Genomic DNA, 13,103 nt, shown 5'->3' on the forward strand with positions numbered 1-13,103 from the left:
TTGTTCAGGCCCATCAGCCGGGGATCGGCGCCGCAGGGCGTGTGCTGTTCGGCGTCGGGAACCGAGATTGTCTGTGCGCCAGTCGATTGCGCCGCCTGCCTGGTAGCGGACCGGAGAACGCTGACGGGCCTACAGCAGTTCGAAGTACCCGTCGTCGTCGCCGACGTGGCGCGGCCAGTCCTGTTGCTCGGTGCGGAGTTTCGCCATCTTGTCCAGGAATGCGGGATCCTGGTTGTCGCCGATGTAGACGGAGAAGTCCTTGGCGAGCCAGGCAGGCGCGGCCCAGAAGCGGTGTGAGGTCTGGGAATCCAGGTACCAGGTGATGTGAACGAGCGCGCCGCTCTCCTCGTACCACGCGGTGGTTTCGATGTCGGGGGCGACGCGGTTGTAGAAGAAATGCTGGATGGCGTGGCGGCCGGTGTGCGGTCCGGCGGTGAGGGTGTATTCGATCGTGTCGGCGCCGACGATGACGGGTTCGAATGTCCAGCCGTTGGCTTCGTGCCAGCGGAAACGCGCGCCGAGGATGCTGGTCAACATGTGCGACAACTCCTTCGGTTCAGGGGGTCGGAATGCGTAGTAGGCGTTCGGCATTGCGGTGTGCGATCTTGTTCACGTCGTCGGGGCTCAGCGGCAGGGAATCGAGAAATGCCCGGCCCTGGGCGGGGTCGCTGTAGGGATAGTCGACCGAGAACATCACCCGGTCGGCGCCGAGGGTGTGCAGGGCGGCGGCCAGGGGCGCATAGTCGAAAATGCCCGCGAAGGTCACCGAGAAGTGGCTGGTGTAGGTATCCCGGATGGAGTTTTTCAGCGTGACCAGGTGGTGCATGCGTTCATCGACCCGCCAGATCATGCTCGGCAGCGTCTCGCCCATATGTCCCTGGATGATCTGCAGAGTCGGCAGCTCGTCGAAGAGTCCGGACAGGATCAAGCGCAGCGCGTGCACGCCCGCGTCGGCGTGCCAGCCGTAGGCCGCCGCGGCGAACATCTCGGTGATCACCGGATCGAAGCCGGAGAACTGGGCGTCCACCACCGCTTGCGGCGGCCGGGTGGGGTGCAGGTAGATCGGCACGTCCAATTCGGCGGCCTTCTCGAAGATCGGCCGATACTTCGGCGCGTCCAGGTACTCCCCGCGGACATGGCCGTTGATCATCGCGCCGACGAATCCGAGCTGGGTGACCGCGCGATCGAACTCCGCGGCGGCCGCCACCGGATCGGTCACCGGTAGGCAGGCGAACGCCGAGAAGCGGCCGGGATGGTTCTCGATCGCCGCCCGCATGGCGTCGTTGGCCTCGGCGGCGAGCCGGACCGCCTGCTCCTGCGGCACCGCCTCGGCGCCCGGCGCGGTCTGGGACAGGATCTGCATATCGATCCCGGCGCGGTCCATCACCGCGATCCGCCCCGCGCCGATATCGGTGATCCCGGGCGGTACGTCACCGTCCGCCGACCACATCCCGGCCTGGGCCAGCAGGGTGTACATCGTGAGCAGCGGGCTGTCCGCCGCCGCGGCATGGATGGCCGGGGTGGTGAAGTGCTCCTCCAGTGCGATGATCCGCATACCCATCCCTTCCTTGCCTCTGCCCAACCCTGACACGTTTGCTGGATTAACGCTGCAATTCACGCCAGATCCCATGTCGAGGTCGATATTGCTGGTGAATTTCGCGTGTACCGGATCGGAAGAGCTGCGCCATGGCATTAACTATCATGTTGCCATAGTGAGTATTCTTGTGCGGACCTAAGCCAGCCCTGCTCCACTCGGTTCGGGAGGACGATGTGCGCAGTTTCCTGCTGATTCCTGTGCTCGGCATCTTGCTCGTCGCCTGCGGTAACGGTGATTCCGGCGGTTCGACGGCAACCTCGACGAGTGTCGCGACTGAAAGCGCCTCCGCGCCAGTGACTGTCGGCGCCGACTCCGACGGACAGCCGATCGGGCTATCGGTAGGACGGCAATTGGTGGTGGTACTCGCGGGCAACATCACCACCGGATACTCCTGGCAGCGGCAGGAACTCGATCAGAACATCGTCGAGCAGGACGGCGACCCGATCTACACCGGATACCCCATCCCGCCGAGCTCGCAACCGATCGTCGGCGTTGGCGGCACCTCGACCTGGCGTTTCACCGCGGTCACCCCCGGCGTCACCACCCTCGTACTCGCAGAGCTGCCGGCGGGCAGGCCGGGCGAACCAGCGAAACGATTCACGCTGCCCCTGACCGTCTATCGCTGAGCGCGGCGCGTGATCGACCCGGGTGGCGACCGCGCGTTCCACGTCTACGTCGGTACCGCGAACTGATCACGGCTGCTGCGGCGGCACTGCCGCAGCAGCCGTCCCCCTCTTTCATCCGATGGAACCCATACCCGCGAGGTATGGGTTCCATCACGAAAAGGCTATTCAGCGTGGCTGATTCGGTGGAACCGGTTTTGCGTAGACGTTTTTGCGCATCGGGTGCCGCTAGCGGGACTTTCGATCCTTCGGTTGGGACGGTGGTTGGTTCGTCGAGCGGGCCCGGAGTTTCAGCTCGCCGGGTTGGATGGCGAACCGGGCCGTGAACGAGGCTCTGAATCCACTCGGGGAGCTGTAGCCCGATGACGTCGCGACGTCGACGATGGCCTGAGTGTTGTTCGGGTCGGCGAGACGTTCGTACGCTCGCCGCAATCGGGTTTCGCGCAGCTGGTCGCCGGGCGTCTTTCCGGTGGCGGTCTTCATCGCTATTTCCAGCTGGCGTCGTGAGCATCCCAGGCTGTCCGCCAGGGTCTGCACTGACAGGCGGAAATCGTCGCTGTAGAGCTCGATGCGCCGGCGAGCGTCCGCGGAGATTCTGGCGTAGACGTCCAACTGCGGGGCACGCACGTCGTCGAGTGTTCCCGCGACGAGATCGATGAGTGATCGGCTGATCGCGATGAACTCGGTCTCGGTCAACTCCAGGCGCTCGGCGGCGAGGTTGTCGGCGAGCAGCCGCACGGTTCTCAGGATGGCGTTCTGCGGCCGAATACCCAACGGCCCGCGGGGTTCACGGGTCGGTGGTAGCGCGTAGCCGGGGATGGTGATGAGGTAGCCACGAAAACCGTCGTCGTGTGACATGATCATGCCCTGATCGCAGCGGATGACCCCCATCTGGCCGGGTGTCAATTCCACCGCGTGGTCGGACTGGAGCAGATTTATCCGCCCATCGAGTGCGATGTACAGCCTGGCGCTGTCGTCGTCGTCCGACTTCGCGGCTTTATCGTTCCGGTCGTATGAGACGGCGCCTGTGGCGAATTCGATGAGCTGGAGCTGATCGGGGTCCTTGATCCGTTTGGCCAGCGCCCGTTGCGTCCAGGTCTTGGCCCAGAAATCCTTGGGCGAGCCGAAGCGGGTGATGGCCGTGCCCTGATTGCCGTCGACGTAATCGCGCCAGATATCGGTGCGGTCGACCGCGGAGAACTCGGCGCCGAGGGAAGATTGGCAGATATCGTAAGGCAAGCCGGATTCCGAGTCCTTCGCCCATGACACCACCGCCATCGCGACCACCCCTCGCTCTCTGCGCGGAACCGGCTTCGTACCGCTCGCGCCACCTGTTGATCGTAAGCGGCACAGAAGATCTCATGCACGGAGTTTCCCGGGCGGCTACGAGGACAGCGTGGCCAGTACCTCGAGAACGGCGGCTTCTTCGCGGGCGGGATCGGCCAGCGGCTGGATGCTGGCCGCGATTTCGTCGGCGCCTGCCTCGTGCAGGCCGAGCAGGCGCCGGTGAATCGAGTCCTGGTCGCCATAGACGAAGATTTCGTGAATGAGTTCATCGCCCAGTCGGCCCTGCGCGTTCAAGGGAAAGCCTGCCTCCTGAAACATCTTGCCGTAGGTGGGAAGTGCGGCGTATCTGGCGAACCTGGCCTGCGCGGCCTGGCGCACAACAGCGAAATCGCTGGTGGGCAAGACGGTTACGCCGGCGATCAGCGGTGGCCGTGGACGCTGAGCAAGTTGCGCCCCTTCCTCCAGCGCGGGCAGCGCGATCGAGCGAATATAGGTTGGCCCAGCGGAAGTGAGCATCGCCCCGTCGGAAACCTCGCCCGCCAAGCGCAACATATTCTTTCGCAGCGCGGCCAGCACGATCGGCGGCCGCGGCGGCGTGACCGTCGGCGGCAGTTCCGCGTGCACTTGGTAGTACTCCCCGTCCAGGTCGATCCGTCCGTCCCAGAGCATCCCCCGGAGTACAGCGACGTATTCGCGCAGGTGGGCCAGTGGCTTGCCGAATCGAAGGCCATACTGCCCTTCGATCCGCACCTTGTGACTTGCCCCGATGCCGAGCCGAAATCGTCCCGGCGCCAGCTCGGCCGCGACCAGTGCCTCGTTCGCCCGTGCCAAGGGGTGGCTGGGATAGGTGATCGCGATGCCGCTGGCGAGCCCGATGCTGCTGGTGCTCGCCGCTGCCGCCGTGACGATGCTCAGCCCATCGGGCCCGACCGGCCACGACGGCACCCAGGCCATCCCGATACCCGCCCGCTCGGCACGCGTAATCGCTTCCAGGACAGGGCGAACCGGCGGTGGGAAGATCACGACGCCGGTGGGAATGGTTGCGGCCATGGGAGATTCGCCTTTCGATCGCGACTCGGCTCCGACAATAGCGGCCGTCCGGGCTCAGCGTTTGAGCACGAAGGTGAAGTCGCCGGCGAGCTTGCCGGTCAGCCGGACCGCCGACACCAACCTCCCTTCGGTGATCAGCCTTTCGACCTCGGCCCGCGATAGATCACAGCCTTCGGCGATGACTCGCACCGGCCGGACGGGGATCCGCGCCGCGAAGCGGACCGAGACGTCGATCGCCTCGCGATCCAGGTGATTCGATCCGCCGGTGTCGAGGCGCCAGGCACCGTCCCAGTCGAGAGCGATGCGATTGCGGCGCCGCACGGCCGGGTCCTGGAGCAACTCGGCCGCCAGGCTCGGATCGTTGTCGTGCAGCCGGTCCAGCAGCTCGGATCGGATGGCGCGCACATTCATCCGCTCCATGACCGTGAGCTTGGTGGTCTCCCCGCAACCGACACAGCGCGCGAGGAGCCAGACGTCGATCAGCTTGTGGTTCGCGTTGACGCGAAATTTACCGCTTGTCCGGAAGCCGCCGGACGCGCACACGTGGCAACGGCGACGAACAAGGGGTAGACAGACGGGTTCGATAACCCAGTTTTCGAGCACAGAAGTACACCTGTTCCAGTGAGAATTCCGCAGCAGAAAGAAGCGCGACGCGGATACGCGACGCGCGACGAATTAGCGCTCGGGAGGTCTCACTAGATGTACAACGGCATGTCCTCGACTAGACAATGTGGCTCGGCAGCATGGTAGTGACACAAACCGGTACCGCTCCACTGCTTTTCGACCGGTCGCGGATTCGCGGGTCAGGGGAGCGGACCGACGCGCTGGGCGGTTCAGGGATGCGGCACGCTGGATGGATCCGGCCGTCACCCGTTCGTGAGAGACGGCCGGATCCGATCAACGGGCGGCGGACCCGGAATTCGGTAGCGGTGCGGGACCTTTGGGGTCGAGGGCGGTGTTGACGAGTTGGCCGAGGCGTTCGCCGGACAGGCGTAGCTGGTTTTCCGCGATCGGCAGGAACTGGCGGGTGTAGTCCGCGCCGATGGTCGTCGAGGCCGGGTAGACACCGGGGGTGGTGGCGATGCGGCAGCTGGCCTCCGCCCAGTGCGCGGGGTCGGTGTCGCTGATATCGGGTGCGGGGAGGGCGAGCAGGCGTTGCAGTTCGTCGGCGTCGCTGGAGTTGCGGGTGTCGAGCATTCTGCTGTCCCACACCGAGTGCAGGTTGGTGCGGCGACCGAGGTAGTCGACGGTGATTTCGTTGCCGCCGCGGTCGCGCGCGTAGCCCGCGTGCATGGGCTGGCCGATGTCACCGGCGAAATGGACGATGAATTTCAGCGCTTGGCGGCGATCGGTATCCGAGCGCGTACGGTCTGCCAGGATCGCCGACTGGGCGCGCAGCGCCTCGATGACGTTCTGGCCGTCGTTTCCGTTCACGGCGGGGTCGTAGGCGCAGCCGTTCTCGGCGATATTGACGTAATGCCATGGCGCGGAAAGCTTGCCGAGTTCGGGGTCGTTGGCGCGCACCTCATCGGCCCAGTTGGCGACTCCCGACAGCGTGGGCGTCGCCTCACCGGCCAATAGCCGGGCCACCTCACTGCGGGCGGTCGCGGTCAACCGCAGGTCGGCGATGGCGCCAGAAGTGTTGTGGCCCTGTTTACCCCACGCATGGGCGGGCGGCGCCGCCAGCAGTGTCACGGCCAGCGCAGACACACTCGCCGCCGTCAGCACACGAAGCATCTTGATCATGGTCGGCGATTATGGTCATCGGTCCTGAAACGTTGGCCAACACCCCATGGCGTTTAGGCGAACGCTGTCATCGACTGCCTGCGGCGCCGGGTTCGCCAGTCAGCTCGCGCTCCCGACCGGACGGGCAGGCCGGGGCGGCCACGGACTCCGTTCCATGTGTACGTCGGTACTGCCAGTCGTAGCCGGAGGTCGCTGACCGCCGTTCTCGATCGCCACCTCAGAACGAATCGAGGTGGTTCGACCGGATCAGGCGCGCCACATTGGTCGTGATCAGCCCTGCCGATCGGCGCACGGCATCGACGAGCGCGGGTATCTGCTCCGGATCGGTGGTCGTTGCCGCCAGCGCCGCAACGACTTTCCGGTCGAGATCGCGTATCGGCGCCGCGACGCAAGAAAGACCGAGCCGCGTATCGAGGTGGTCGGCGAGGTCGCGATCTCGGGCGGTGTCGACCAGCCGTTGCCATTGTCGTGACGAATAGCCTTCGGGTGGAACCAGTTTCGGATCCGAGACGGCCAGGATCTGCTGGGCGGCACTGCCCGGCGGCAACAATACGCCTGCGCGGAGCGGGAACACCTCGTCGATCTCGCGTCCGATCGCAGCAACCAGCATCGGTCGCCCCCGCTCCGGCACCGTCACGCTGAAGCCTCCTCTATCCGTCGTCGCGGCGAGTTGCCCGAGCGGTCTGGTGGCCGCTGCTCGCAGTAAACCGGCCGGTTGCCAGGTCTGTCCCAGTTGGAACACCCGAGGTCCGAGTCGATAACGTCCGGTCCGCCGTTGCACGGCTCCCTCCGAGACGAGCTGACCGAGTAACCGATGCGCGGTCGTTTTCGGCAATCCGGTCGCGGCTGCCAGCTGCGCCAGCCCCATTTCGTCGCGTTCGGTGAGCGCATCCAGCAGGGTGAATGCGCTTTCCAGCACGCCGCGGCCGGCCATTGTCGATTCGTTCACTCAGTCCTCCCATAGTGTTTCAGCGGGGCGGATCGACCCATCGTCTGATCGTCGCCGGCTCGGTGATCGGAACGGGCATCCCGATGGCACGTATGGCTGCTTTCGTTGGTTGGTGGTCCGGATCCAAGATGGGGTCCGTCGCACCGAGCGATCCGCGGTAGCAGGTCTTACGAAAGCAGTCTTCGGCCAGCGCCCGTCAGACGCGTTTCACGGGCGTATCAATCGGAATAGAGGAGCAATTCATGTCCGCATCGAACGAAGCCGAGCAGCGGGAACTGCTGGAAAAGACCCGCGACATCTGGATCCAGCTGCGTGGCCCGGGTGATGGACCGAATCCCCGGGGGCCCGTCGTTCGGGCTCAGCGTTTGAGCAGCGCGAGACCAGACCAGCCGGTACCGTTGCGCCATGTTCGAATTGCGGTCTTTGCGGCGTGCGACGGTGCTCGCCGCGGTCGGCTTATGTGTGTCGGTCGGCTTCACGATTCCGCCGGTAACGGCGCAGGCGGAGCCCGGGCGGGCGGAGCGGATCGGGCTACTCGATCCCGCGTGGTCGTTCGGTAAAGCCGCGGCGGCTTTCGACATCGTCTACACGACACGTGACCAGCGTGACGCGCCCGCACAGGCCTCCGCGGGACTGTATGTCCCGCAGGGGATTCCACCGCAGGGCGGTTGGCCGCTGGTCGTGTGGGCGCACGGCACGGTAGGTATCGCCGATACCTGCGCGCCGTCGCGCCGACCGCAATCGGAGCGCAACACCACCTATTTCAACGAACTACTTGCCCGCGGTTACGCTGTGCTCGCACCCGACTACCAAGGTTTGGGCACTCCAGGCCAATTCAGCTACTACAGCTCGAATGTCGAAGGCATGTCCATCATCGATGCCGTCGCCGCCGTGCGCACGACACCGGTTCCCTTGTCGCGCAAGTGGGTTGCCATCGGCCAATCGGAAGGGGCGCACGCCGTGATGAGCGCGGCCGGGCGCTACGCCGACCATGCCGACGGTCCCGCGGCCGGGCTCAGCGGTGTGATCGCCACCGGTCTGCGTGCGAACACCGGACCGAGCCTGCGGGAAATGTTCCAGCGCACCGCCACCGGTTCTGCCAATCAGGTCGGCTACGCCGCTTACTTCCTGGCTTCGCTGCTGGAACTGTATCCCGACCGAGTGGCACCGTATCTGTCCGATTTCGGCCGTGAGTACATCGCGAAGGCCGCGACCGAATGCCTTTCGGACCTGGTCGCTCGCGCCGACAAGCGCAGGCCGTCGGCGCTGGTCGCCGATCCGGGCACGGTGACTCCGACCTTCGAATCCGATATCGCCGCACTGGCGGGCTATCGCGAGGACCGCTTCACCACCGACATCCTGATCGGTTACGGCACCGCCGATATTGATGTGGCGCCCACCTACACCGACGGCTATGCCCGCGCACTCCAGGAACAGAACCCGGGCGTGCGTATCCAGGTCGAGAGCTATCAAGACAAGGACCACAGCGGCGCCTTCCTCGCGTCGCTACCGGACGCACTGGCGTTCTTGGCATCGCACTTGCGCAACGCGTGATCGACGCGCTGGCCGCGGATGCGAAGGCGCGCAGCGCATTCGCGGCCAGCGCGGAACGTCGAGAACGTTTATTACACGCCGGCGTTCGTGCGCAGGTCGTGAATGGCGGCTAGACGTACGCTTGGATAACCTCGACCTGCACCAGCGCATTCAGCGAATCACAACTGGCCCAGGACTGGTTCTGCCCATACTGAATCGGGCCGTATTTCCAGTAGGTGAATGGGATGGGCCAGGCGACGCAGGTGAGTTTCACCTGGTGCCAGGTCGGCAGCTCACAATTGGACATCCCGCCGGTATTGAAAATGTTGTACACGTGACAGTTGGCCTGCCATACCGGGACGTCGGCCTGGGCAACGCCACCACCAGCGAGAACGCCGGTCGCAGCTGCGGCGGCAACGACGGCGCCGGCAGCAAGACGCTTCGCAGATATCATTCCGCACCTCCTGAATGAGTGTTGTCTGGGAAACATCGCGTACGGATCGGGTCCGTTACTCGAAACCGTTTCGCGATGTGCAATGGCGCCCCGGAGAACAAGCGGTCAGGATGCGACTATTTTCGCGATGGGGGCCCACAAGTAGGGGCCGGTCGAGCATGTCCGGCGTGAATGACATTCCTGTGATTTTTGCCGCCAGGGCGAAGGCTCTCGGCACCGCGGTGAACCGGTCGGGGTGGCAACCGTGGCGGCCGTGGGGCTGCCGCAATCGGTAGCCGGTGACAATCGGGCCGTCGATCGCGTAGTCGAGGGTGTGGTCGGCGGCGTAGTCGTGCCGGGTGATTGCCAGCAGCCCGCAGCCTCGCGACGGTTCGCCCAGCTCCGGGTGCAACGTCGACGTCCACCCGTACGGCTCGATGGGGCCAGCGGATCTGTGGTCGTCATGCGGATCACGGTGGCAGGCCCGGCGAGTCGAATATTCGCTGGCTGTAAGTCGCCTGGACGCGGGATGATTGCTCACCTGCATCGCTCGTTTATTCGAGACGAGAAGGGGAGCATGAGTTCACGCGCCACGGCGGTCAAGCTCGTACTGCGGTTCTACGGACGGGAAATGGCCTCGCGCAAGGCCGCGGCGATTCCGGCGTTGCTGGCGCCGGCACTCGGCAATACGTGCAACCTGTATATCGCACCGCTGATCGTCGCCATGATGGTCGGCCGGATCGCGGCGACGGGGGATACCGGTTTCTCGGCGCTCGCGCCGTACGTCCTCGCCTTCGGCGGCGTCATGTTGCTGTCGGAACTGTTGTGGCGCATAGGGATTCACTGCCTGAACCGGGTCGACGCCTACGGCATCGAGCACCTGTACGTGGTTGCCATGGACGAACTGCTCGCGAAAGACGCGGCGTTCTTCCACAACAACTTCGCCGGTTCGCTGACGAAGCGTTCACTCAGCTTCGCGGCGAGGTTCGAACAGTTCGTCGACACCCTCGCCTTCGAAATCCTTTCAGCGGTGGTGCCGCTGGTGTTCGCATCGATTGTGTTGTGGCGCTACAACCCTGTGCTCGTCGTGGTGCTGATGGGGATGATCGTGGTGACCGCGCTGGCCATCCTGCCCCTGATCCGGCGCCGCCAGAAGCTGGTGGACGACAGGGAGGCCGCCATCGCGCAGGTCGCCGGGCATGTGGCCGACAGCCTGGCCAATATGCAGGTGGTGCGCGCCTTCGCCGCCGAACCGCAAGAGGCGGCCGAACATCGGCGCCGCGTCGCCTCGGCGCGGCGGAAGTCGGTGCGCTCCTGGGACTACGCGAACTTGCGGATCGATACGCTGGTCGCGCCACTTGTGGTGTGCACCAACGTGATCGGCTTGCTGATCGCGCTGGGTCTCAGCGGCGGGAACACGGGGGTGGAAGCCGTCGTCGTGGCATTCACCTACTACTTCAACGCCACCGGGATCATGTTCCGGTTCAACCAGATCTACCGCCGGTTGGAGACCGTGCTCACCGAGGCCGCACAATTCACCGAGCTGCTGTTGAACGAACCGCGGGTGCTCGATCCAGCGCATCCGGAACCCTTGCGGCCCAACGGCTTCGATGTGCGCTTCGAGGCGGTGGACTTCACCCACGACGGTGCGCGCCAGCTGTTCCGTGGATTGGATCTGCACGTGCCGAGCGGCACCAGAGTGGGCCTGGTCGGACGCTCCGGTGGTGGCAAGACCACCATCACCCAGCTGCTGCTGCGGCTGATGGACATCCAATCCGGCACCATCCGCATCGGCGGGCAGGATATCGCCCGGCTGCGGCAGGCGGATCTGCGCAGTCTGATCGCCTACGTGCCACAGGATCCGGCGATGTTCCACCGGACGCTGAGCGAGAACATCCGGTTCGCCCGCCCGGATGCCACGGACGAGGAGATACTGCGGGCCGCCAAGGCCGCACACGTCACCGAGTTCGCCGACGCGCTGCCGCAGGGCATGGACACGCTCATCGGGGAGCGCGGCGTGAAACTGTCAGGCGGACAACGCCAACGAGTCGCCTTGGCCAGGGCGATCCTGCGCGACGCCCCCATCCTGCTACTGGACGAGGCCACCAGCGCCCTCGACTCGGAAAGCGAACTGCTTGTGCAACAAGCACTCTGGGAGCTGATGGAAGGCCGCACCGCGCTGGTGGTCGCGCACCGCCTGAGCACCGTGGCCGGAATGGACCATCTCGTCGTGCTCGATCACGGGCGAGTCGTCGAAGCGGGCACCCACGAGGACCTGCTCGCCACGGACGGAACATACGCGCAGCTGTGGCGGCACCAGTCGGGGGGATTCCTGGGTGAGGACGCGGTCGCCCGCTGATCGGGCCGGTCCGCGCGCTGAGCGCCCCGCGGCAGTCGACGAGGATCTCCGGCCGGTCGCGTCGGTAGGGTCCGGGGCGTGGATACCGTCGCACAACATCTCCTGTGGTTTCTGCCGATGCTGTGGCTGGGCATGGTGCTGGCCATCTCGTTCCTGGAAGCCCCGTTGAAGTTCCGGGCGCCGGGCGTCACCCTGCCGCTCGGCCTCGGCATCGGACGGCTCGTCTTTCGTGCACTGAACCGCGCCGAGGCCGTGCTCGCGGCCTTGCTGATCGCGGCGGGCGTGGTCATCGCTCCGGGCGGCGGAACCTGGGCCTGGCTCGCTTGCGCCGCCGCGATCCTCTGCGTGCAAATCCTCCTGGTGCGCCCGCCGCTGACCCGCCGCTCCGATCGCGTACTCGCCGGCGAGGAGCTACCGCGCTCACGAGCACACTTCTGGTACATCGGATTGGAGTCGGCAAAGGTCGTAGCCCTGATCGGACTCGCGATCACCGCCGCACCATAGCGCCGACGCCGGCGGGACCTACGCCGGAGGGCCCGCCGCCGAGGAAATCGGAGGCGGGCCGCCGGGCCGGTCAGCGGGGGAGGAGCCCGCTCAGTTGATCCACCACACCCTGCACGCTCGGGATCAGTTGTGGGGCAATGTTGTTCACTGCGGTCTCGACCGTGTCGATGACCTCGACGGCGCCGGGCAACGCGGCGACATCGGTGCGGAGCTGATCCACGGCGGCACCGAATTGCGGGTTGTCGTCGACGACGGCCGCGGCGTCGTGGATCTGTTCAGGCGGCATGGCCTGCTGCGGGCGGAGGAAGCCGAGGCCGTCGCCGTTCGGGTTGACCAGGGCCAGCGTCAGCGCGGTGCCCGCGGCAGCGCCGATGGCCGTACCCGCCACGGCGCCGACCACGCCACCGACCGTGCCGCCCAGTGCCGCACCGATCGGTACGCCGACAGCGCAGCCGACGATGATGAACGGAAGTCCGACCAGGCATCCGAGCGCCGCACCCGCGAGCACGCCCGCCGCACCGCCGAGGCCGATACCGCCTGCGATACCGAGGGTGGCGCCGAGTGCCGTGAGCGGCACCGCGGAGGCGAACAACTGGGCCGCTTTATCCTCTTCGGGGGTCAGGAACGGGTATGGATCGTGCGGCGCGCCCTGGGCGGCGAGGACGGCGTAGGAGTCCGCGGTTTCGCGCAGTGCCGTGCTCGGCGCCGGAAGCTCGATCGTGGCGCTCGGCGGCGCGGCGATACTCACCCGTCCGGGGACCGGGGTGCCGTGCGCCATCGGCGCCGATACCGCACCGATCATCACTGGAATCGAAACTGCTGCAGCGAGAATCGCGGTCGCGGTGGATTTCGCATTCATCGTGGCCAACTCCTTTTCGTCGAACAGTGGGAGTTGGAATTGAACGGGATCCGGGTGCGTTCCTACGCGGGTCGCGCAGGACATCGTGGGGGCAAACTCGGCCACGTTCGCCACCAATTCGCTATCGCACACATTTCGGGTGTGACATCGGGGGTCGCTGCGG

General features: G+C 65.8%; 14 protein-coding genes. 4 read left to right on the forward strand and 10 right to left on the reverse strand.

Annotation, left to right across the window (positions count from 1 at the left end; genetic code table 11):
• Positions 1-129: 129 nt before the first annotated feature.
• The gene (locus ACIG5A_RS25655) at positions 130-537 is read right to left on the reverse strand and encodes a phenolic acid decarboxylase (protein WP_397244286.1); all 408 of its coding nucleotides are present in this window, start codon (positions 535-537) and stop codon (positions 130-132) included.
• A 19-nt stretch (positions 538-556) separates the two neighbouring features.
• Complete coding sequence (locus ACIG5A_RS25660) at positions 557-1,555, reverse strand: amidohydrolase family protein (RefSeq protein WP_397244288.1); 999 nt, start codon at positions 1,553-1,555, stop codon at positions 557-559.
• 215 nt (positions 1,556-1,770) lie between these two features.
• Here ACIG5A_RS25660 and ACIG5A_RS25665 point away from each other — a divergent pair, with 215 nt between their 5' ends.
• A complete protein-coding gene (locus tag ACIG5A_RS25665; RefSeq protein ID WP_397244290.1) occupies positions 1,771-2,223 on the forward strand; it encodes a protease inhibitor I42 family protein in 453 nt (150 codons plus the stop codon).
• Positions 2,224-2,448: 225 nt separating this feature from the next.
• On the opposite strand, the gene ACIG5A_RS25670 is transcribed toward ACIG5A_RS25665, so the two are convergent.
• The 5 genes from ACIG5A_RS25670 to ACIG5A_RS25690 form a co-directional block, all read right to left on the reverse strand.
• Positions 2,449-3,498: a helix-turn-helix domain-containing protein gene (locus ACIG5A_RS25670; RefSeq protein ID WP_397244292.1), complete on the reverse strand. Its 1,050-nt coding sequence runs from the start codon at positions 3,496-3,498 to the stop codon at positions 2,449-2,451.
• Positions 3,499-3,603: 105 nt separating this feature from the next.
• Positions 3,604-4,557: an LLM class flavin-dependent oxidoreductase gene (locus tag ACIG5A_RS25675; RefSeq protein ID WP_397244294.1), complete on the reverse strand. Its 954-nt coding sequence runs from the start codon at positions 4,555-4,557 to the stop codon at positions 3,604-3,606.
• Positions 4,558-4,611: 54 nt separating this feature from the next.
• Positions 4,612-5,160 carry a DUF1062 domain-containing protein gene (locus ACIG5A_RS25680; RefSeq protein WP_397244296.1) on the reverse strand — a complete coding sequence of 183 codons (549 nt, stop codon included), beginning with the start codon at positions 5,158-5,160 and terminating at the stop codon, positions 4,612-4,614.
• Positions 5,161-5,454: 294 nt separating this feature from the next.
• Positions 5,455-6,294, reverse strand: a complete 840-nt coding sequence (locus tag ACIG5A_RS25685; RefSeq protein WP_397245892.1) for a S1/P1 nuclease — start codon at positions 6,292-6,294, stop codon at positions 5,455-5,457.
• A gap of 226 nt (positions 6,295-6,520) precedes the next feature.
• On the reverse strand, positions 6,521-7,252 hold the full coding sequence (locus tag ACIG5A_RS25690; RefSeq protein WP_397244298.1) for an IclR family transcriptional regulator: 732 nt from the start codon (positions 7,250-7,252) through the stop codon (positions 6,521-6,523).
• Positions 7,253-7,657: 405 nt separating this feature from the next.
• Here ACIG5A_RS25690 and ACIG5A_RS25695 point away from each other — a divergent pair, with 405 nt between their 5' ends.
• Positions 7,658-8,806 carry an alpha/beta hydrolase family protein gene (locus ACIG5A_RS25695; protein WP_397244300.1) on the forward strand — a complete coding sequence of 383 codons (1,149 nt, stop codon included), beginning with the start codon at positions 7,658-7,660 and terminating at the stop codon, positions 8,804-8,806.
• Between the two features lie 109 nt (positions 8,807-8,915).
• Here ACIG5A_RS25695 and ACIG5A_RS25700 read toward each other — a convergent pair whose 3' ends face one another.
• Positions 8,916-9,239: a hypothetical protein gene (locus ACIG5A_RS25700; protein WP_397244302.1), complete on the reverse strand. Its 324-nt coding sequence runs from the start codon at positions 9,237-9,239 to the stop codon at positions 8,916-8,918.
• 55 nt (positions 9,240-9,294) lie between these two features.
• Positions 9,295-9,759, reverse strand: a complete 465-nt coding sequence (locus ACIG5A_RS25705; RefSeq protein WP_397244305.1) for a hypothetical protein — start codon at positions 9,757-9,759, stop codon at positions 9,295-9,297.
• Positions 9,760-9,795: 36 nt separating this feature from the next.
• Here ACIG5A_RS25705 and ACIG5A_RS25710 point away from each other — a divergent pair, with 36 nt between their 5' ends.
• Entirely contained in the window at positions 9,796-11,577 is a 1,782-nt protein-coding gene (locus ACIG5A_RS25710; protein WP_397244308.1) for an ABC transporter ATP-binding protein, read from the forward strand.
• Between the two features lie 117 nt (positions 11,578-11,694).
• Positions 11,695-12,081: a hypothetical protein gene (locus ACIG5A_RS25715; RefSeq protein ID WP_397245894.1), complete on the forward strand. Its 387-nt coding sequence runs from the start codon at positions 11,695-11,697 to the stop codon at positions 12,079-12,081.
• A gap of 70 nt (positions 12,082-12,151) precedes the next feature.
• On the opposite strand, the gene ACIG5A_RS25720 is transcribed toward ACIG5A_RS25715, so the two are convergent.
• Positions 12,152-12,940: a hypothetical protein gene (locus ACIG5A_RS25720; protein WP_397244310.1), complete on the reverse strand. Its 789-nt coding sequence runs from the start codon at positions 12,938-12,940 to the stop codon at positions 12,152-12,154.
• Positions 12,941-13,103 lie beyond the last annotated feature (163 nt).

Source organism: Nocardia sp. NPDC052566, from assembly GCF_044547285.1.
Classification (GTDB): domain Bacteria; phylum Actinomycetota; class Actinomycetes; order Mycobacteriales; family Mycobacteriaceae; genus Nocardia.